The sequence below is a fragment of the Aliiruegeria lutimaris genome, from assembly GCF_900099935.1.
GTDB classification, from domain to species: Bacteria; Pseudomonadota; Alphaproteobacteria; order Rhodobacterales; family Rhodobacteraceae; genus Tropicimonas; species Tropicimonas lutimaris.
In genome coordinates, this window is the sequence record NZ_FNEK01000083.1 from 1 (window position 1) to 20,831 (window position 20,831).

The 20,831-nt window shown below is 60.2% G+C and carries 16 protein-coding genes and 1 tRNA gene; 11 read left to right on the top strand and 6 right to left on the bottom strand.

Features of this window, described 5'->3' with window-relative positions:
* Nucleotides 1-636: 636 nt before the first annotated feature.
* A complete protein-coding gene (locus BLR85_RS23990; protein ID WP_212635151.1) occupies nt 637-1,416 on the top strand; it encodes a flagellar hook-length control protein FliK in 780 nt (259 codons plus the stop codon).
* A gap of 204 nt (nt 1,417-1,620) precedes the next feature.
* Nucleotides 1,621-2,289: a flagellar hook capping FlgD N-terminal domain-containing protein gene (locus BLR85_RS23995; RefSeq protein WP_093163416.1), complete on the top strand. Its 669-nt coding sequence runs from the start codon at nt 1,621-1,623 to the stop codon at nt 2,287-2,289.
* 21 nt (nt 2,290-2,310) lie between these two features.
* Here BLR85_RS23995 and ubiB read toward each other — a convergent pair whose 3' ends face one another.
* Nucleotides 2,311-3,843, bottom strand: a complete 1,533-nt coding sequence (ubiB, locus tag BLR85_RS24000) for a 2-polyprenylphenol 6-hydroxylase (protein WP_093163419.1) — start codon at nt 3,841-3,843, stop codon at nt 2,311-2,313.
* Between the two features lie 4 nt (nt 3,844-3,847).
* Nucleotides 3,848-4,600, bottom strand: a complete 753-nt coding sequence (gene ubiE / locus BLR85_RS24005; protein ID WP_093163421.1) for a bifunctional demethylmenaquinone methyltransferase/2-methoxy-6-polyprenyl-1,4-benzoquinol methylase UbiE — start codon at nt 4,598-4,600, stop codon at nt 3,848-3,850.
* 95 nt (nt 4,601-4,695) lie between these two features.
* Here ubiE and mutM point away from each other — a divergent pair, with 95 nt between their 5' ends.
* From mutM to gyrB, 7 genes are all read left to right on the top strand, one after another.
* On the top strand, nt 4,696-5,547 hold the full coding sequence (mutM, locus tag BLR85_RS24010; RefSeq protein WP_093163424.1) for a bifunctional DNA-formamidopyrimidine glycosylase/DNA-(apurinic or apyrimidinic site) lyase: 852 nt from the start codon (nt 4,696-4,698) through the stop codon (nt 5,545-5,547).
* 64 nt (nt 5,548-5,611) lie between these two features.
* Entirely contained in the window at nt 5,612-6,388 is a 777-nt protein-coding gene (locus tag BLR85_RS24015) for an enoyl-CoA hydratase (protein ID WP_093163427.1), read from the top strand.
* An 88-nt stretch (nt 6,389-6,476) separates the two neighbouring features.
* On the top strand, nt 6,477-6,743 hold the full coding sequence (gene rpsT, locus BLR85_RS24020; protein ID WP_093163430.1) for a 30S ribosomal protein S20: 267 nt from the start codon (nt 6,477-6,479) through the stop codon (nt 6,741-6,743).
* Between the two features lie 560 nt (nt 6,744-7,303).
* Nucleotides 7,304-8,689: a chromosomal replication initiator protein DnaA gene (gene dnaA, locus BLR85_RS24025; protein WP_093163432.1), complete on the top strand. Its 1,386-nt coding sequence runs from the start codon at nt 7,304-7,306 to the stop codon at nt 8,687-8,689.
* Between the two features lie 104 nt (nt 8,690-8,793).
* The gene (gene dnaN, locus BLR85_RS24030; protein WP_093163435.1) at nt 8,794-9,912 is read left to right on the top strand and encodes a DNA polymerase III subunit beta; all 1,119 of its coding nucleotides are present in this window, start codon (nt 8,794-8,796) and stop codon (nt 9,910-9,912) included.
* 64 nt (nt 9,913-9,976) lie between these two features.
* Nucleotides 9,977-11,080 carry a DNA replication/repair protein RecF gene (gene recF / locus BLR85_RS24035; protein ID WP_093163436.1) on the top strand — a complete coding sequence of 368 codons (1,104 nt, stop codon included), beginning with the start codon at nt 9,977-9,979 and terminating at the stop codon, nt 11,078-11,080.
* 106 nt (nt 11,081-11,186) lie between these two features.
* Complete coding sequence (gene gyrB, locus BLR85_RS24040; protein WP_093163439.1) at nt 11,187-13,604, top strand: DNA topoisomerase (ATP-hydrolyzing) subunit B; 2,418 nt, start codon at nt 11,187-11,189, stop codon at nt 13,602-13,604.
* A gap of 206 nt (nt 13,605-13,810) precedes the next feature.
* On the opposite strand, the gene BLR85_RS24045 is transcribed toward gyrB, so the two are convergent.
* Both BLR85_RS24045 and BLR85_RS24050 read right to left on the bottom strand, forming a co-directional pair.
* Complete coding sequence (locus BLR85_RS24045) at nt 13,811-14,680, bottom strand: dienelactone hydrolase family protein (protein WP_170844739.1); 870 nt, start codon at nt 14,678-14,680, stop codon at nt 13,811-13,813.
* Between the two features lie 17 nt (nt 14,681-14,697).
* Nucleotides 14,698-15,783 carry an alpha/beta-hydrolase family protein gene (locus BLR85_RS24050; RefSeq protein ID WP_212635152.1) on the bottom strand — a complete coding sequence of 362 codons (1,086 nt, stop codon included), beginning with the start codon at nt 15,781-15,783 and terminating at the stop codon, nt 14,698-14,700.
* A gap of 197 nt (nt 15,784-15,980) precedes the next feature.
* On the opposite strand from BLR85_RS24050, the gene BLR85_RS24055 reads away from it, so the two are divergent.
* Nucleotides 15,981-16,057 (top strand) — tRNA-Met (locus tag BLR85_RS24055).
* Here BLR85_RS24055 and BLR85_RS24060 read toward each other — a convergent pair.
* Complete coding sequence (locus BLR85_RS24060; protein WP_342028813.1) at nt 16,014-17,975, bottom strand: recombinase family protein; 1,962 nt, start codon at nt 17,973-17,975, stop codon at nt 16,014-16,016. The two genes, BLR85_RS24055 and BLR85_RS24060, sit on opposite strands and share 44 nt — an antisense overlap.
* Nucleotides 17,976-18,152: 177 nt before the next feature.
* Between BLR85_RS24060 and BLR85_RS24065 the strand changes: the two genes are divergently transcribed.
* Nucleotides 18,153-19,817, top strand: a complete 1,665-nt coding sequence (locus BLR85_RS24065) for an arylsulfatase (protein ID WP_170844740.1) — start codon at nt 18,153-18,155, stop codon at nt 19,815-19,817.
* A gap of 258 nt (nt 19,818-20,075) precedes the next feature.
* Here the strand turns inward: BLR85_RS24065 and BLR85_RS24070 are convergent.
* On the bottom strand, nt 20,076-20,831 hold a 756-nt coding region (locus tag BLR85_RS24070; protein ID WP_093163450.1), incomplete at its 5' end, for a tyrosine-type recombinase/integrase.

A 20,831-nucleotide genomic window follows, 5' to 3' on the forward strand; every position in this document is an offset into this window, starting at 1 on the left:
TGCTGGCGAAAGAAGAGGATTATGGGGATCCGGCATTGGGGGCGACGTAAGCAGCTTTCCATTTCCCGCCAACGTTGGAGCGACGGGAGTGTGAGAGAGCGATGACCTGAATGGGCGCAATGATCGAACAGATCTGGATCGGAAAACCAGTACTACCGGCAGAGCCGCAGAGCTCGTGCGTCAGATGTGGATCCGATCCGCTGATCACCATCCCGGCCCGCGGCTTCTGAATGCGCCGCAAAACGAGGCCTGACAGAAGACCGCAATCGATCACACGCCAATAGCGTCAAAAAAACCTTGCACTACGGGCGGCAACCACAGAAGCCGGTAGTTGTTCAGTCTCGGCAGGCATCTGTCGATCCGCAGTATCTCACGGACTCTTCGGTGGCCGGGCAGCGGGCTGTCGAACAGTCACTGACAGAAGCGGTTGGCACAATGCCAGTTTCGACATCGGATCGACTTGTTGCAGCCCAGACGATCCGATCGGGAGGGACCGCGTCTCCGACTGATGATCTTTCGCAATCATATCAGATGACACGGAAAACGAATGAGTCGGATTTCGAAGAGCCGTTTTTCCCAAGGAAATCTTCGGAGATGCCTGATGGATTGCCAATCAGGGCTTCACAGGACCAACAAATGCAGTTCGACGGTAAGCCCAGGTCGCCGTTCCTGGCCTCTGTCCACCCATCACCGCAAAGTGGGCTCCAGATTGCTCTGGACCGGGGTGCATCCACAGTGACGCCGGTCGAGTCCGAGGTGGACGTTCTCATGTCTCAAGCCGCCAGAGCAGAGGACTCGCGACAAAGCATAGCGCCTGAAACTTTTGACGCCGCGAGATCATTTGTTCAGCAATCTCCGCAAGGCCGGTGGCCCAACGCGTCCAGAGAATTGGAGGGGCAACCGGATGACAGCCCATCCATCATGGGGGCCGACACGTTGGAGAATGAGGAGCGGAGCGCCGCAGACACGCCCCCACGGATTCCTGAAAGGCCGGACTCAAGCAGTGGCGTACAAAATGGCGCAACAACTGCAACCGTGACCGGAACCTTCAACCCGGACTGGGCTGCGGGCGATCCTTCGATCTTAACGGAACAGGAGTTTGAAGCCGCCCTGGAATTGGACCTGTCGGAGGTCTTTTCGGAGCGAGGTCGTGAAGGCGTCGGACCCACGACCTTTCGGCAATCTGACATGTTCTCGGTCACCCTCCGAACCGCCAGTAAGTCCTTGGCTGAAACCATCGGTGATCGAGTTCAAACGACGTCGCGTGAAAGCTTCGATGTCAGGTTGTCACCGGAAGAACTCGGCAACTTGCGGATTTCGTTCAGAAATGCCGATAGCGGCCTGAATGTGAGCATCCATGCGGACCGTCCCGAGACCCTGGAGTTGTTCCGCAGAAACATAGAGATGCTTTCGTAGGATCTCCGGGCATTGGGGTATGAAGACGTAAACATGTCCTTCGATGAAGGTCGCAACGAGGGTGGGGATCACCCGGGAATGCGACAGGACCGGGACGGGAGTCCCGGCAGCGTCCTGACATCAAGGGCCGAGACCGGCGTACAGGCTATCAATACCAGCACAGGCTCCGGCACTGGCCTGGATCTCAGATTGTAAGGACACCAGATGACTTCCGTTTCAGCAGCAACCCATACGGGCACGGTCAGCACGACAAGCTCGGCGCTTGCAAGCGAATCCCTGACGTCGGAGGATATGGACACCTGGCTGACCTTGATGACGGCTCAGCTGCAAAATCAAGACCCGTTCGATCCTGTCGACTCGACCGAATACACGGCTCAGCTGGCGCAATTTTCGGCGGTCGAACAGCAAGTCGAGACCAATGAACTCCTGAGTGAACTGATATCGGTCTTCACCTCCAGCGATCTGGCTTCGATGGCCGAGTGGGTCGGAAAGGAAGTTCGCATTGCCGCGCCTGTCGTATATAAAGGGGATCCGATCACCATCATGACACAGTCCGAGCCGACAGCCAGTTATGCCGAATTGGTGGTGCAGGATGCATATGGCAACGAGGTCACACGCTACGTTGTCGCTAGCGGCAAAGACGAAGTCAAGTGGGATGGAACCAACGATTCGGGACAGCAAGTGTCCTGGGACAGCTACAATTTCCTGGTGGAAAGCTATGATTCGAACGGTGAGCTTGTGAGCACAAGCGACGCGGAAACCTATGTCGAGGTCATCGAGGTGCAGCGGCAGAATGACGGCTACGCCCTTATCCTGCCGGACGTGACCGCCATCGCAGCTGATGACGTGTCCGCAGTCCGTTCCATCGGTTAAACGCGCAAGGAGCGCAGACCTTCAGAGCTGCGTCACACCCCATGTAACCGCAGCGGCTAGGATAGCCCCAGCCCCGAACCACGCCCAGCGATTCGCCTTTGGCTCTTCCTGCGGGCTGTTCCGGTTCAGGGAAGACTGGCTGGCCAGCATGTCCTCGGCAATCTTCGGCAGACGCGGGCCGAAATGGGACAGGATCCGCAGGGTTCGAGTCAGGTCCCGCGCAAGCGCCCGCGGTCCGATGCTCTGTTTGATGTAGTCTTCGACTACCGGGCGGGCGACATCCCACATGTTGATGTTCGGGTAGAGCGAGCGGGACACACCCTCGACGACAACCATGGTCCGTTGCAGGTGGATCAACTCCATCCGGGTCTCCATCCCGAAGCGCTCCGTCACTTCGAACAGGTAGCTCAGGACCCGGCCCATCGAGATATCGTCGGCCGACATGCCGAAGATGGGCTCCCCCACAACACGCAATGCGCTGGCGAATTCATCGACGTCCCGGCCCGCGGGAACGTAGCCCGCCTCGAAATGAACCTCGGCAACGCGGCGGTAATCTTTCTTGATGAAGCCGTAGATGATCTCGGCATAGACGCGGCGGGTGTATTCGTCGAGCCGACCCATGATGCCGAAATCAAGCGCGATCACATCGCCGTTCAGCCCGATCTTCAGGTTCCCCTGGTGCATGTCGGCATGGAAGAATCCGTTATGCAGGGCATGCCTGAGAAACAGGCCGAGAATACGCTCGCCGAGAACCTTGCGGTCGAAGCCCAACTCGTCGATCCGTCCCAACTCGTTGCAGGACGGCCCTTCGGCCCAGTCGAGCGTCATGATCCGGCGGTCGGAAAGCTTCCAATGCATCTTCGGCACCCAGAAGCCTTCATCCTCCTTCGTGCTCGCCTCGTATTCGGAGGCGGAGGCCGATTCGAGCCGCAGGTCCAACTCACCTTTCACGGAACCGTGGAAATGCTCGATCACGGCGCGAGGCCGCAACCGGCGGGAGCCCGGCGAAAGGGTCTCGATGATCGTGGCGCCAAGATAGAAGGCATCGAAATCCCGACGGAAATTTCGCTCGATATTGGGCCGGAGCACCTTCACGGCGACTTCCTGGCCGGTCTCGCGCAGACGTGCACGGTGGACTTGCGCGATGGAGGCGGCGGCGACAGGTTCGGAGAATTCCGAGAACACCTCGTCGACCTTAATGTCGAGCTCTTTCTCGATAGTGGCGATGGCCACGTCGCGCGGGAAGGGCGGCATCCGGTCCTGCAGGATCTTGAGTTGATGCGCGAGATCCTCGCCCACCACGTCCGGCCGCGTGGACAGGATCTGGCCGAGCTTCACATAGGCCGGCCCCATCGCGTTGAGCGCGCTCAGGAGCGGCGGCAGGCTCGGATCGCCCTTGTAGCCGAGCCATTTGAACGGCCAGCCCAAAGTGTGCGCGGCGATGCGGATAGGCACCGGCGCATTGAGCGCATCGAGCATTTCGCCCATGGCGTTGTTGCGCTCGAGCGTGGCGCCGACACGAATCAGGCGCCAGATATTATGAGGTCCACGCAAGGGATCAGAGCTTCCAGCCGGAGTGCAGGGCAACGACGCCCATGGTCATGTTGCGATATTTCACCTGTTCGAAGCCGGCCGTTCGGATCATCGCGGCGAACCGTTCCTGATCGGGGAATTTCCGAATCGATTCCACCAAGTATTGATAGGAATCGCGGTCATTGGCTACGACCTGCCCCATCACCGGGATCAGGTTGTAGGAGTAGCGGTCATAGGCCCATTGCATCGCCGGGTTCGGCAGTTGCGAGAATTCCAGCGTCATCAGGCGCCCGCCGGGACGCAGGACGCGGTAAGCCTCGGACAGCGCGTCTTCGATCCGGGTCACGTTCCGGGTGCCGAAACTGTTGGTAACCACGTCGAAGCTGTTGTCCTCGAAGGGCAGATCCATCGCGTCGCCCACGACCCATTCGAGCCGGTCGGCCAGTTTCTCGGCCTCGGCACGCTTCTTGCCTTCGACCAGCATGTCTTCGGTCATGTCGCAAACGACCGCCGTCGCTTCGGGGGCGCGGCGCAGGAAGCGGAAGGCGATGTCGCCGGTGCCGCCGGCCACGTCGAGCAGTTTCTGGCCTGGACGCGGTGCCAGCCAGTCCATCATCGCGTCTTTCCACAAGCGGTGGACGCCTACGCTCATGAAATCGTTCATCAGGTCGTAGCGAGAGGCGACCGAAGAGAAGACGCCATGAACCATGCCCTTCTTTTCTTCCTCGGGCACGATTTTCTCGCCGAAATGGGTTGTCTTGGTAGAGTTGTCGCTCATGGGACTTGCTCCCGCAGAATTTTGCCCCTTCTTATAGAGCGCTGCGGGGGCGCTGCAATGGCGTGCCCGACTGGGTGCGTCGAAGGGAGACAGGATTGCCGGAGCTACCCGAGGTCGAAACGGTGCGCCGCGGGCTGGAACCCGCGATGGCAGAACAGCGTATTCTCGAGGCGCAGGTTCGGCGGCCAGACCTGCGCTGGCCGTTTCCGGAGCGGATGGCTGAACGCCTCAACGGCAAGCGGGTGGACCGGTTGCGCCGGCGTTCGAAATACATCCTGGCGGATCTGGACAGCGGTGAGTCGCTCCTCATACACCTCGGAATGTCCGGAAGAATGATCATTTCCGGAGACGTTCCGGGCAGCTTCCACCATGACCTTTTGCCGCTAGCCAAACATGATCATGTCATCCTCGAAATGGAGAACGGCGCCCGGATCACCTTCAACGACGCCCGGCGTTTCGGCGCGATGGACCTGGTGCCGACAATGGAATGCGATGCCCACCCCTTGCTGGCCTCGCTCGGTCCGGAACCCTTGAGCAACAGCTTCGACGGGCCGACGCTGGCAGCCGCGCTGCACGGGCGCCGCAGCCAGATCAAGGCGGCCCTTCTCGATCAGAAGCTCTTGGCCGGGCTCGGAAATATCTATGTTTGTGAAGTGTTGCATCGCGCCGGCCTGTCACCGTTGCGGCGGTGCAACAACATTTCGCGCGCCCGCGTCGAGGCGCTGGTTCCGGTAATCCGGCAGGTTCTGGAAGAGGCGATCGAAGCGGGGGGATCCAGCCTGCGCGACCATCGGCAGACAAATGGCGATCTTGGCTATTTCCAGCACGCTTTCCGCGCCTATGGTCGCGAATCTGAACCTTGCCCGACCGAAGGCTGTGGTGGAAACATACGTCGGGTCACGCAATCGGGCCGGTCGACCTTCTACTGTCCGGACTGTCAAAGATAGCTTGAATGATGCTGTCAGGGTGATAACCCTTGGCAACTGTGCAATCACGGAAAGGCTCGGCCGCATGGCTTTCGAGACACTGATCGTCGAAATAACAGATCATATCTGCCTCATCAGACTGAACCGACCTGAAGCGCTGAATGCGCTCAATACGCAGCTTCTCGGCGAGCTGGGCCAGGCCCTGCGCGAAGCGGAAAAGAATGAAAAGGTTCGCTGTATCGTCCTGACCGGCTCCGAGAAGGCGTTCGCCGCCGGGGCCGATATCTCGGAGATGTCGGAGAAAAGCTTCGTCGATGTCTTTGGAGCGGACCTGTTTGGGGCTGAGGGCGACGCGATTCTGCGGGTTCGCAAGCCGATCATCGGCGCGGTGGCCGGCTACGCACTGGGCGGCGGATGCGAGTTGGCGATGATGTGCGATTTCATCATTGCTGCAGACACGGCCAAGTTCGGCCAGCCCGAAATCAATCTCGGCGTTGTGGCCGGCCTCGGCGGAACCCAGCGGCTGACCCGATTCGTCGGCAAGTCCAAGAGCATGGATATGCACCTGACAGGCCGATTCATGGACGCCGAGGAAGCCGAACGCGCCGGACTGGTGTCCCGCGTGGTGCCGGCCAAGAAGCTGATCGAGGAAGCGATGGCCGCGGCGGGCAAGATTTCCCGCAAGTCCATGCTGACCGCAATGGCCGTCAAGGAAGCCGTCAACCGCAGCTATGAAGTGCCGCTGCGTGAGGGGATCCTGTTCGAGCGGCGCCTGTTCCACGCCCTGTTTGCCACCGAGGACCAGAAAGAGGGCATGGGTGCCTTCCTCGAGAAGCGCGAGGCGCAGTTCCGTGACAAATAGGTGACGCTTTCCCTGTTGACTCATCGGATCAAGCCGCCTAGAGACGCGGCTTCAAGAACAGTTTCACCGAAATTCGGAACAGCATCACATGGCTAACACGCCCCAGTCCAAGAAGCGCGCCCGCCAGAATGAACGGCGCTATGCCGTCAACAAGGCGCGTCGCTCGCGTATCCGCACCTTCTTGCGGAATGTCGAGGAGGCGATTGCCTCCGGGGAACAGGAAGCCGCGATCGCAGCCCTGCGTGCCGCTCAGCCCGAGCTGATGCGTGGTGTGTCGAAAGGTATTCTGCACAAGAACACCGCATCGCGGAAAATGTCCCGCCTGTCGTCGCGTGTGAAGGCCCTCAGCGCCTGAACTGACGTAGGTTTTACAAGATTTGACGGGTGTGTCTTTTTAGGCGCACCCGTCTTTTCGTTCGTGGAATAAGTTTTTATTTTCAGCCCCTTATCCCGATGGCCGGGATTCGTTTTGGTAAAGTCAGAGTCAAGATCGAAGTTCAGTTGCGCCTGATCCGACCGAGTTGCTAGCTTGGCGCTGCGATTCACATCGTCCGGGGGGACATGGATCGATCACGCCCGGCAGGGAACTTGGGGAAGTTCATCTCTGCTTCGAACGTGACCAGATCAGGCCACTGATAAGTCGAACCTTGCGGGGCGGCGAACCAGGGGCGGACCGCAACTGCCATGCAACGTCATGGCTGCCATGGTCATGTCCGCAACACGATAGAGCATTTCGGATGCCGGTTTTCCGGCAATAACGAATGGTGCATGCAGGCGGACTCCGTCCTGTTTGTCCGGTGTTTCACCGGCACGTGTTGTATTGTCTTCGACGGTCGAAACGGTCGCAAAGGGCTTCGGGCCACCGGGGGAAGACGGTGAGCCCGACATAAAAAAAGCGAATCGGATAAGGGCACGATGACAAACGACACCTGGGGACGTGTGCGGCAAGATCTTCTGAAGGCAGTGGGGAAGAATAACTATGTCACCTGGATCGAACCCCTTGAGTTCGAACGTGTTGACAACGGCGTGGCACGTTTCAACGTGCCTACGAATTTCATCGGCAACTGGGTGTCGAGGAATTTCGGCGACCAGATCCAGCAGCATCTGATTCGGGCCGGCGCTCCGGTCGAACGGATCGAGTTCAGCGTTCCTGCCGGCGCTCCGCGGCCCATGACGCCGGCGGCATCCAACGCCGATTCCGGCGAGATCCGGGGAACCACGCCTGTCAGACATGCGACGGTTAAGGCGACTTCGGGCGACTTGCCCGGCGCGCCGCTCGACAAGCGCTTCACTTTCGATTCCTTCGTCGTCGGCAAGCCGAACCAATTGGCCCATGCCGCCGCTCGCCGCGTTGCCGAAGGCGGTCCGGTAAGCTTCAATCCGCTGTTTCTTTATGGCGGTGTCGGTCTGGGCAAGACGCACCTGATGCACGCCATTGCCTGGCAGCTTCAGAACGATCGTTCCGATCTGCGGGTCGTGTACCTTTCGGCCGAACAGTTCATGTACCGTTTCGTGCAGGCGCTGCGCGAGAATGGCACGATGCAGTTCAAGGAGATGTTCCGTTCCGTCGACGTTCTGATGGTCGACGACGTGCAGTTCATCGCCGGCAAGGATTCCACGCAGGAGGAGTTCTTCCACACCTTCAACGCGCTGGTGGACCAGAACAAGCAGATCATCATTTCGGCAGACCGCGCGCCGGGCGAGATCAAGAAGCTCGAAGAGCGGATCGCCAGCCGGCTGCAATCCGGCCTGGTGGTGGATCTGCACCCGACCGATTACGAGCTTCGCCTCGGCATCCTTCAGCACAAGGTGGAACAGTATCGCGAGAGCTATCCGGGACTCGTCATTCAGGACGGGGTGCTGGAATTCCTGGCGCATCGTATCTCGACTAATGTGCGCGTTCTGGAAGGCGCGCTGACCAAGCTTTTCGCCTTCGGCTCCCTTGTCGGGCGCGAGGTGACGATGGACTTGACGCAAGACTGCCTTGCCGATGTGCTGCGCGCCTCCGATCGCAAGGTCACTGTCGAAGAGATCCAGCGGCGCGTGTCGGAGCACTACAACATGCGGATGTCCGACATGATCGGCCCGAAGCGGCACCGTACCATCGCCCGCCCGCGGCAGATGGCAATGTACCTGTCCAAGCAACTCACCTCGCGGTCGCTGCCCGAAATCGGCCGCCGTTTCGGCGGGCGGGACCACACGACGGTCATGCATGCGGTGAAGCGAATCGAGGAACTCAAGGCCGTGGATAACCAGATCGCGGAAGATCTGGAATTGCTGCGGCGGATGCTTGAGGCTTGAGGGGAGCAGACCGCACGCAAAGCGCATTCCTGTGGCCTTTAGGCACTTGTGCCTACAGGGGAAAGCGATAGGGTGACGGTCCCGGGAATTTTGGGAGCGGTTGCATGAAGATCAGCATCGAACGCGGCACCCTGCTGAAGGCGGTGTCACAGGCGCAATCGGTTGTCGAGCGGCGCAATACGATTCCGATTCTGGCCAATGTGCTGATCGAGGCGGAAGGCGACACGGTTTCCTTCCGGGCCACCGATCTCGACATCGAGGTGGTGGACAAGGTTCCCGCCCAGGTCGAGCGCGCGGGCGCGACCACGGTATCGGCGGTGACGCTGCACGAAATCGTGCGCAAGCTGCCCGATGGTGCTCTGGTGCGCCTGACCGATGACGGCGCTGCCGGCCGGCTGGTGGTGGAGGCGGGGCGGTCGAACTTCACCCTCGCCACGCTGCCGAAAGAAGATTTTCCGGTGATGGCCAATGCCGAGTACAGCTCGAATTTCTCGGCCCCCGCGCCGGTGCTGCGGCGGCTCTTCGACAAGTCGAAATTCGCCATCTCCACCGAGGAGACCCGCTATTATCTGAACGGCGTCTACATGCATGTCGCCGATGGCGAAGACGGCAAGGTTCTGCGCTGCGTGGCCACCGACGGCCACCGGTTGGCCCGGATCGATGCTGATCTGCCCGCCGGTGCCGAGGCGATGCCCGGCGTGATCGTGCCCCGCAAGACCGTGGGCGAGATGCGCAAGCTGCTCGATGATGACGAGATGCAGATTGCGGTGTCGGTTTCCGAGACCAAGGTCCGTTTTGCCACGCCCGAGATCACGCTGACCTCGAAGGTCATCGACGGCACCTTCCCCGATTACGCCCGTGTGATCCCGGTCGGCAACCCGCGCAAGCTCGAAGTGGATGCGAGCGAGTTCGCAAGGGCGGTGGACCGCGTTGCAACCGTTTCCTCCGAGCGCTCACGCGCGGTGAAGCTTTCGCTCGACGAAGATCGGCTGGTACTCTCGGTCAATGCGCCCGACAGCGGCGCGGCCGAGGAAGAGCTCTCCGTTGCCTACAACGACGAGCGGCTGGAGATCGGCTTCAATGCGAAATACCTGCTGGAGATCGCCAGCCAGGTGGACCGCGAGAATGCCGTCTTCATGTTCAACTCCTCGGGCGACCCGACACTGATGCGGGAAGGGTCCGACACGAGCGCCGTCTATGTTGTCATGCCGATGCGCGTGTGATGACCGGCTCGCCGGAATTTTTTGCCTCCGGCGGGGATATTTCGGGTCAAAAGAAGGGCTGTGAATGGCCGGGTTGAGTGTTCGTTCCCTGGGCCTTTCCCACTTTCGTTCGCATAAATCCGCCCGGCTTGAACTTGGGCCGGAACCGGTGGCGCTTTTTGGCACGAACGGTGCGGGAAAGACGAACCTGCTCGAAGCGGTGTCGCTCCTGTCGCCGGGGCGCGGAATGCGGCGGGGCTCAGCCGAGCAAATGGCGCGGAGACCGGAAGCGCTCGGCTGGAAGATCACCGCCAACATCGAGAGCCTCGGCCGGAAGCACGAGATTGTCACCTGGTCCGAAAACGGCAAAGCGCGCCAGGTCCTGCTCAATGACAAGGCGGTGCCGCAGTTGGCGCTCGGGGAAATCGTCCGGGTTGTCTGGCTCGTTCCGGCGATGGATAGGCTCTGGATCGAAGGGGCCGAGGGGCGGCGGCGTTTTCTGGATCGCCTCGTGCTGAGCTTTGTGCCGGCCCATGCAGAGGTTTCGCTCAGCTATGAGAAGGCGATGCGTGAGCGGAACCGGCTGTTGAAGGACCAGGTGCGCGACGCCGCGTGGTTTGAGGCGCTGGAAACTCGCATGGCGGCAGCGGGAGCGGAGATACAGGTCAATCGTCAGGCGACGCTGGCACGCATCGCCAAGGCTCAGGAAGGGGCGCGTACCGTCTTTCCGGCATCCGAGCTGACCTTGGTCGGGCCTGACGGCGAGTTTCCCGCGACAAGGGAGGCGCTTCTCGCCGCCTTTCGGAACGGGCGCGGCAGGGACATGGCGGCAGGGCGGACCCTTGCGGGCCCGCACCGGGCGGATCTCGAGGCGATCTATGCCGAGAAGGGGATCGAAGCCCGCAATGCCTCGACGGGGGAGCAGAAGGCGCTCCTGCTGTCCTTGATATTGTCGAATGCGCGCGCGCTGGCGGAGGATTTCGGCGCGGCCCCCCTGCTGCTTCTGGACGAGGTGTCCGCGCATCTCGATGCCGGGCGGCGGGCGGCGCTGTATGACGAGATATCTGCCCTGGGCGCTCAGGCCTGGATGACCGGGACCGGTGTCGAACTGTTCGACGATTTCGGGCCGCGGGTGCAGCGGATCGAGGTCACCGACGAGGATGGGTTGTCCACCCTCCGTCCGCTCTAGCCCGGAGTTCGGCATCGGCGCCGAAAGGGGGCAAATCTTGTGTCATCCGCGTGACAATCCCCTATCCACCAAGTATAAACTCGCAAAGTTCAAAAGGAAGGGCCGCATGGCAGACGACGCGAACCGGACAGAAGAATACGGCGCAGATTCCATCAAGGTTCTCAAGGGCTTGGAGGCTGTGCGCAAGCGGCCCGGCATGTATATCGGTGATACCGATGACGGCTCTGGCCTGCACCACATGGTTTACGAGGTTGTCGATAACGGGATCGACGAAGCGCTGGCGGGTCATGCGGACTTCGTGAGCGTGACGATCAACGCCGACAGCTCCGTCACCGTGCGTGACAACGGGCGCGGGATCCCGGTCGATATTCACGCCGAGGAAGGCGTGAGCGCGGCCGAGGTCATCATGACCCAGCTCCATGCTGGCGGGAAGTTCGACAGCAATTCCTACAAGGTATCCGGTGGCCTGCACGGCGTCGGCGTGTCGGTGGTGAACGCACTCTCCGATTGGCTTGACCTGCGCATCTGGCGCAACGGCAAGGAGCATTACGCCCGTTTCGAGCATGGCGATTGCACGAAACATCTCGAAGTTGTCGGCGATGCGAATGGCGAGAAGGGCACCGAAGTGACCTTCATGGCCTCGACCGATACGTTCTCGGACCTGAACTACGTGTTCAAGACGCTTGAGAACCGGTTGCGCGAGTTGGCCTTTCTCAATTCCGGGGTCAGGATCATCCTGCGCGACGAGCGCCCGGCGGAGCCGCTCCAAGTCGAACTGTGCTACGAGGGCGGTGTTCGGGAGTTCGTGAAATATCTCGACCGTTCAAAGGCCTCCGCCATGCCAGAGCCGATCTACATGACCGGCGAGCGCGACGGGATCGGGGTCGAACTGGCGATGTGGTGGAATGACAGCTACCACGAGAATGTCCTGCCCTTCACCAACAACATCCCGCAGCGCGATGGCGGCACGCACCTGGCGGGCTTCCGGGGCGCGCTGACGCGGACGATCAATCTCTATGCGGGCTCTTCCGGGATCGCCCGCAAGGAGAAGGTGAATTTCACCGGTGACGACGCGCGGGAGGGGCTGACCTGCGTTCTCTCGGTCAAGGTACCCGATCCGAAATTCTCCAGCCAGACCAAGGATAAGCTGGTTAGTTCCGAGGTGCGACCGGCGGTCGAGGGGATGGTCAACGAGAAGCTCGGCGAGTGGTTCGAGGAGAACCCGGGCCAGGCCAAGGTGATCGTCGGCAAGATTATCGAGGCTGCGCTGGCGCGTGAAGCTGCCCGCAAGGCGCGGGAGCTGACTCGGCGAAAGACGGCGATGGACGTGGCGAGCCTGCCCGGCAAGCTCGCCGATTGCCAGGAGAAGGACCCGGCAAAATCCGAAATTTTCCTCGTCGAGGGGGATTCGGCCGGCGGTTCGGCAAAGCAGGGCCGTTCGCGGGCGAACCAGGCCGTTCTGCCGCTGCGCGGCAAGATCCTGAACGTGGAGCGTGCGCGTTTCGACCGAATGCTGTCGAGCCAGGAGATCGGCACGCTGATCACCGCTCTCGGAACGGGAATCGGGCGCGACGAGTTCGATATTTCCAAGCTGCGCTACCACAAGATCGTCATCATGACCGATGCCGACGTGGACGGTGCACATATCCGTACGTTGTTGCTCACCTTCTTCTTCCGGCAGATGCCGGAGATCATCGAGCACGGAAATCTCTACATTGCGCAGCCACCGCTGTTCAAAGTCTCTCGCGGCAAGTCCGAGGTCTACCTCAAGGATCAGTCCGCGCTGGACGACTACCTGGTCGCCATGGGCGCAGACGGGGCCCGGTTGCGGCTTGGTTCCGGCGAAGAGATCGCCGGGCAGGACCTCATGCGGGTCGTCGAGGAAGCACGCCAGGTGCGGCGCATGCTGCGCTCTTTCCCGACCCATTATCCGCAGAACATCCTGGAGCAGGCGGCCATCGCCGGTGCCTTCCTGCCGGGCCAGGTCGATGCCGATTTGCAGGGCGTTGCCGATCGAGTCGCGCAACGACTGGACACAGTTTCGCTGGAATATGAGCGCGGTTGGCAAGGCCGGCCGACACAGGACAAGGGCATTCGCGTGACGCGCTCCGTGCGCGGCGTCGAGGAAGTGCGGCGGCTGGACGGTCCCGTTCTTCGCTCCGGTGAAGCAAGGCGGCTGGGCACCCATACGCAGGCGCTCCAGGAGGTCTATGCAGACGGCGCCTCGCTGTTGCGGAGGGATAAGGAGATCGAGGTGCATGGTCCGATCAGCCTGGTGGATTCGATCCTGGAGGAGGGCGAAAAAGGCCTCAGCCTGCAGCGCTACAAGGGCCTGGGCGAAATGAACCCCGACCAGCTCTGGGAAACGACCCTGGATCCAAATGAACGGACCCTTCTGCAGGTTCAGATCGCGGATATGGCCGAGGCCGACGACATCTTTACCAAGCTTATGGGAGATGTGGTCGAACCGCGCCGGGAGTTCATCCAGACGAACGCGCTCAGCGTGGAAAACCTCGATGCTTAAGCAAGTGTAGGGACGCGCATAACGCTGCGCGTCCCGCAGAAGTTCTGGACGGCTAGCCGCGGGGCCGCGGATGGCCTCGCGCATCGGCGATCGACCAAGAGCTCTCCGAAGCAAGCGGGATAAATCCAACGGATTTCTTGGGGCAACGATCGCTTTGCGCTATTCTTCCAGCAGTTTCGGAGCGCCCGTGCAGGAGCACGCCCGTATCAGCGCTTCGTGACCTTGCGCAGGAATTGTCGCATGAGTTCCGCGGCTTCCCGTGTCGCTTCCGGCGAAAACTCCAATGTACTAAAAGCGTTCTTTTCCTCCTGATCAAAGCCGTGAGTGGTTCCCTTGAACAGGTGCGCTTCTACTGGCCGCCCGGCTTCCTTCATCCGTTCGATTACCTCGATGCAGGAATCCTCGTTGACGATGCTGTCATCCTCGACCAGCAGGAACAGCCCCGGCACGTCCTCTTGCCAACCATGGCTGTAGACTTGGCTTGCGACCCCGCAATACGGATAGAGCAGGACCATCCCGACAATCCCTTCGAGGCCGTTTTCCTGAATCGTTTCCGGCCAGCGGGTCAGGTTATGAGGCGGCTTGTCCTGTCCGTGCAGGGAGAGCATGTCGAGCACCGACCAGCCGCCATGAGACGCGCCGATCAGAACGATCCTTTCCGGGTCCACGAAGGGCATCGCACGGGCATCCTCGATCGCGACCGCGACATCGCCCGCGCGTTCGGGGCCGGGCAGCAATTGGCCGATGCAGACAAGGCGCCAAAGCTGGGCGTCGTCATAGTCACGCGGCCCGTGGCTATCGACGACCAGCACGGCATAGCCCTCGTCGGTCAGCTCCTTTGCCCAGCGGTCCATATTGTCCTTCGGACCGTCGCAACCCGAGAAGAGAAGCGCCGTGGGCCACGGGCCATTGCCCTGTGGCGTAAAGCTCCGATAGGCCGGTTTGAGGCGCGCAGAGAGTGCCTCCGGCCGCATTTCCGAGGCGCCAAAGCCGTGATAGCGAGACAGGACATTGCAGCCGATCAGCCCGGCGGCGATCAAGGCAGCCAGCGCGCCCAAGAGAACCCAGTTTCGCACCCTCGCAATCATGGGCGTCACAACGGTGCCGGACGGCGTTCGAAGATCGCCTTCAACCCTGCGGCCCGTTTCGCACTCCAGCCCTCCGGTTGCACGACTTCGGCCCAGGCGTCGATATAGTCCGGCGCGACATAGAAATGCCCGTAGCGCGGCACCTGAAGGGATATCGCCATGTCGAGCGCCAGTTGGAACATCGTCATCACCGGGAACCATCGAAACTCCTCCGAAACGTCAAGGGCGCGCTCCTCCCGCATCCAAGCCGGGCTGCCCGGCAGTCGATCATTCCGCGCATGCTGCCAGATGGGGCTCAAGAAGCGAGAACCGGGCCAGAGGGTACCATTGTTCGGAGCGCCCAACACATCGCGCAAAGGAACGGTGCTCTGAGAATTGAACACCCCCTGGCTCATCCCATGCATATAGAGTTTGGGACGATTGTCCCTCGGTAATTGCGTCCAGTAATCATAGATCACTTCGAACAGTTCGCGCGCCTGTTCTACACTGTATTCGGGATGTGCCAGCAAAGAGCGCACGCTGGTCAGGTAAGAATACTGTACGGCTACGGTGCTCACGTCGCTACCAAGCATGATATCCAGCGTGTCATACCAGCCCGGATCCATCCAGCCGGAACCGACAGGCACCACGACCACCACCGCCGAGTGCTCGAAGCCACCGGCGCGGATCAATTCCAGCAGGGCCAATTCCGCCCTGGCCCGTGCCGTCCGCTCCGAACGACGGCCGACATAAACGCGAACCGGAGCCATGGCATTCTCGCCTGCGAACTGGGAGATCTCCTCGGCGGATGGTGCGCGCGCAATGAAGGAGCGCCCCCGGTGTCCCATCTTCTGCCAATCCGCAGCTTTCCAGAGGAATGCTGCAGAGATACCCATGGCGACGAGAAAGGTGATGACGCGGCAGCGTGGCCGGTGCCGTTCCGATGGATGGGGCAGTTGCGGGAAAAGCCGGAGCTGGAGTCCGCACATGCCGCGCCAGTCGCCGAGAATAGTCACGATACCCCCAAGCCTGCCCTGCATCACCGGAACATGCGGACCCCAGCCGTCCTCCGGTGGTTCGGGCACGCCGAAAACCTCTCTCTCGCTTGCCATGGTCGTCTCCAGAACGAGCCGGGATTTCAGTGCAATGGAACGAGACGGAAGATAGCCAAACGCGTCCTGTCTGTCGTTCTTGATTACACACGAAATTCCGCAAATCTTGATGTATGCATTTTGTGAAGCTTTTTTATCTTTCCCGCGTTTTTGCTCTTGCGGCCCCTGTGGTTCAGGCCTAGATAAGCACCTCCTGTCGCGGGGTGGAGCAGCCCGGTAGCTCGTCAGGCTCATAACCTGAAGGTCGTAGGTTCAAATCCTACCCCCGCAACCATTGTTATCGAACGGCCCGCGGCATCGCTGCGGGCTTTCGTTTTTTCGGACAGGGCCATCAGCCCAGCGAGTTCCCCGACCAGTTCGATCTGAAGGCTATCACCTTCAGGAATAATGCGAATTTCCGAGATCAGGCTGCGGATGTGCTCGGACGCGGCGGTCCGAAGATCGGGATTGTTCAACGATTCGGTCAGCTTGGCGACCTTCGCGCGATAGACGTCTGAGAGGCCGGGGTGCAGGCGGACCGGCACGTCAGCATCAAAAGTCGCCAATTCGGTTTCGAGTGCCGCTTTCTCCTGTTCGAGGGCGGTGAGCTTGTCCTTCATGCTCTCGTGGAACATGCCATCGCAGATCCGATCGACCAACTGGTCGATCCTGCGTTTCACGCCGGCGAGTTTGCGCTCTGCCTTGCTCTTGTCTTTCGTGATCTCACCCGCGAGCCGGTTGTACTCCGCCTGATACTCTGTGACGAAGGCCGCGATCAGGTCCGGGTGCAGGAGTTGATCCTTCAGGCCGCCGAGCACCGCGTCTTCGAGCCGGTCACGCCGGACCGTCATCTTGTTGTCGCAGGTCCCCTTGTTCCGCGCATTTGCGCAGCCGTAATAGGTCTTGCCGACGAGGGTGAACCCACCGCCACAGCAGCCGCATTTGACCAGACCTGAGAAGAGGTAGGCGGGTCGCTTTGCGCGTTCCGAGCGGACGACGCCCTCGCTGATCACAGTGCTACGTGTGGCCTTCTGGCGGGCCTTGACCTTCTCCCAGAGGTCGTCCGGAACAATGCGCAACTCAGGCACATCTTTCTTAACCCATTGCTCGGGCGTGTTCATCCGGGCCTGCCGTCGGCCTGTGGCAGGGTCTTTCAGGAAACGCTGACGGTTCCAGACGAGACGCCCGACATAGAGTTCGTTGTTAAGGATGCCGGTCCCACGCCGCCAGTTCCCATAGATCGTCGACATGCCCCAACCCCGACCGCGCGGGCCGTCGATCCCCTCGTCGTTGAGCCGTCCAGCGATGGCGCGGGGGCTATGACCATCGACATACTCCTGGAAAATCCGACGGACGATGTCGGCCTGTTCTTCGTTGATGGTCCTATCGCCGGTCGAGACAGTTCCATCGCTGCCCATAGAGCGAAGGACGTCATAGCCATAGGTCACACCACCGGCAGATTTGCCGTTCTGAACTCGACCTTCCAAACCGCGATGCGTCTTCAACGCGAGATCCTTCAGGAACAGGCTGCTCATCGTGCCCTTCAGCCCGATATGGAGTTCCGAGATCTCGCCCTCGGCGACCGTCACGATGGAAATCCCCTGGAACCGTAGCTGCTTGAAGAAGGCTGCAATGTGCTCCTGGTCGCGGCTGATCCGGTCGAGCCCTTCGGCCACGGCAACATCGAACCGGCCGTCGCGGGCATCCTGCAACATCTGCTGATAGCCGGGCCGAAGGTGAGACGCCCCGCTGAGACCCGCGTCAGCATAGGTCTGCCATGAAGTCCACCCGTTCTGGTCGATCAGGCGCCGACAGAGGCGGAACTGATCCTCGATGGAGGCTTCGCGTTGCATTTCGGTGGAGTAGCGGGCGTAGATCGCTGCGCGCATGGTTCGGGCCTTTCGTCGGTCGTGGCCCCGGGACGCAGAAGAGCGCCACAAGGCCGCTGGCCCATCCAATTCTAGGCATATTCGCTTTTGTGTCTGCAACTTTCGATTGCACCCCGGTGCAATAGGTTCAGGGCCTCGGGCAAGGTCGAGATCGTTTTGACCATGAAGCTTCGTTGACATTGAACTCCTGAATAAACCTTCTGGGGCTCTGTTTCCCGGATGTCGGATGTGAGGGGAAATGCGCCGATCGATCTGTTCCCCCTGCGTTCGCTTCCTGCGCAATCCTGCCGTTGGACGGACTGTTTCTCTTCGCATACGCAGCATTCGAGCAAGTCAGCCACCATACCCAGACCGGACGTTCGAACAGAACGCGGAGAACGGCGGTGGCGAGCCCACTTCGGACCATTTGGAACCCGCAATAGTTTGATATGCATCAACGGTATCCCGGACGTATGCTGTTACGCTTCATGGACGCGCTGCGATCTTGGGGGATCAGTCGTGATGTGTAGAAAACGCTTGCTTGGACATTGGGTGTTCGCTCTCTGCGTAATTCTTCTCGGTTCGGTCGGGCAGCCATCGAACGCCCAATCACGTCCTAACTTCTTGCTCATCGTTGTCGACGATATGGGTTACTCTGATCTTGCCTCTTTTGGCGGTGAAATCGAAACGAGTGCTATCGATCAACTGGCAAAAGAGGGTTTGCGTCTCACCAGCTTTTACGCGTCGCCCTCGTGTGCCCCAACGCGATCGATGCTCATGACAGGAACAGATAATCATATAGCCGGCTTGGGAAATCAGAAGGAAGCGATGACGGATAACCAGATTGGCCAGCCCGGTTACGAGGGTCATATCAACGATCGAGTCGTTACGGTTGCAACACTTCTGCGGAACGCAGGCTATCACACCTACATGGCCGGCAAGTGGCATCTCGGGCTAGAAGTCGAGCAAGACCCCTTCAATCGAGGATTTGAGCGCGCATTTACTCTTCTTCAAGGCGGCGCGAGCCATTTCGGCGACGAATGGATGATGTATGCCAACTACACCCCCATCTATCGAGAAGACGGGGTTCGATCTCATGTTCCATACGATTTCTATTCGAGCGAATTCTATGCCGACAAAATTATGGAATACATCGACAGTGTGAAGGACGGCCAGCCGTTCTTCGCATATCTATCGATGACCGCTCCACACGACCCGCTGCATCTCCCGGATGACTGGCTCGACCGTTATCGCGGACGGTATGACAGTGGGTATGAGAAACTGCGCGAAGAGCGCTTGGAAAGGATGAAGTCACTGGGCATCGTCCCCGATGGAACAGAGCTTTCACGGCCCGCACCAATGATATCGAAATGGAACTCCCTCGACGACTCGCAGAGAAGGTATTCGTCACGTAGGATGGAAATTCACGCGGGTATGGTAGAAAATATCGACCACCACCTAGGGCGGGTTTTCGACTATCTAAAGCGAGAGAACAAGTACGACAATACGCTGATCCTGCTGATGTCTGACAATGGGGCCAGCCCGACCGAAGTGCATAATTATCCGGGAACTACACGAGAGTGGCACCAGAGGAACTCGGATAATCGTTTTGAGAACATGGGGCAACGTGGTTCACGCATTTCAATCGGGTCGGCTTGGGCTCTGGCCAGTAACACGCCGCTCCGCCATTTCAAGGGTGTGCACGCAGAGGGTGGAATTCGCGTTCCGTTCATTGTCTCCGGCCCTGGCGTCACGCGGACCGGACAAATTGACTCCGCGTTCACACACGTCACCGATGTTGCCCCGACCATTCTTGAAATGGCAGGGGTTTCTCAACCCGATCCGGACAAGTTCGCAGAACGTGATGTCAGTCCGATGACCGGCATGTCGATGAGACCGTTTCTATCCGGCAAAGCAGATTCGGTACGTGATGCAGACGATGCTGTTGCGTGGGAATCCCTTGGCTGGCGAGCCGTCCGCCAAGGGCCTTGGAAGGCCGTTTGGCTGGCCGAACCCTTTGGCCCGAACGATTGGCAATTGTTTGACATGGCCAGCGATATGTCAGAGCGCAACGATCTGGCAAATGCTGAGCGCGCAAAGCTGGGCGAGTTGATCTTGATTTGGGAGGATTACGCCGACGACGTCGGAGTTGTTCTGCCGATGTCGACGATCGGTCTGGACGATTGATCTCGCCTGAATGATGGTCCGCAAGGTCCACCCCCTAGACCTTGGTCCTAAGCACAGCAAAGGTCCGGTTCTAGCCAAGCCGCAGTGCACTGCGTAGGAAAGACGAGCGACGCGGCTCCCGCAGCGAACGGCAGCAAGGTCGGCATTCTACCAGTTCGCGTTTTTTCAGGATCGTAGATACTGAGCTGAAAGCTGTCTTTGCTAGCTCTGGCGGATTGGTTGTCCACCTGCACCACTCAAGGAATAGGGATGAACTTGCTACTTTCGCCGAGACGACGGGCGTCCCTTCGAACTCCCCGCCAGGATGCTGTCCACAACGCTCTGCAATTCATCGCAGCTCTTGATCCCTGTCGCGCGGTTGTAGTGCTTGTCCGCCATCGCCATGGTCGAGTGGCCCAGCAGGTCGCGGATGATGCCCACGTTCTCGGGATCGCTCTCGGCGATCGAGGTGGCAGCGATACTGCGAAACGCGTGCGGTCGTAGCGCCACGCCGAGGTGCCTTTGGGTGACCTTGGGCAATTCGCGGGAGAGACCGTCCGGTGTCATAGGTTCGCCATACTGGCTGATCCAGAATGCCTCGGAGGATTTGCCCGAAAGCAGGATAGGGCGATGAACCTCAAGATAGGCGCGCATCGGCTCGACCAGTTCCTGGGGCACCCAAGACCGGCGGGCATTCTTGTCCTTCATGTCTTCGGCCCCGAAGCGCAACTCGACCCCTTGGCTCGTCGGAAACACGTGCCGCCCAACCTGCATCGCCAGAAGCGCGCGGCGACGCACCGGGCGGGCGATGAGCAGGCCGATCATCAGCGCCTGCCGGAAATGTACCGCCTTCCGAAGCGGGCGCGAGGTCTCATCCGCCTCCACCTCGGCCAGACGCGTCTGGCTCCATTGGAAAATTTCCCCGGCCGAAATCGGCAGAGCCGGTGGGAGGCTACGGCGGTCCGCCAGTTTCTGGTAGCGCTTCACGACCGTGTTCAACCAAGACCAGTCGCCCTTCGGGTCGAGCGCCTTCGC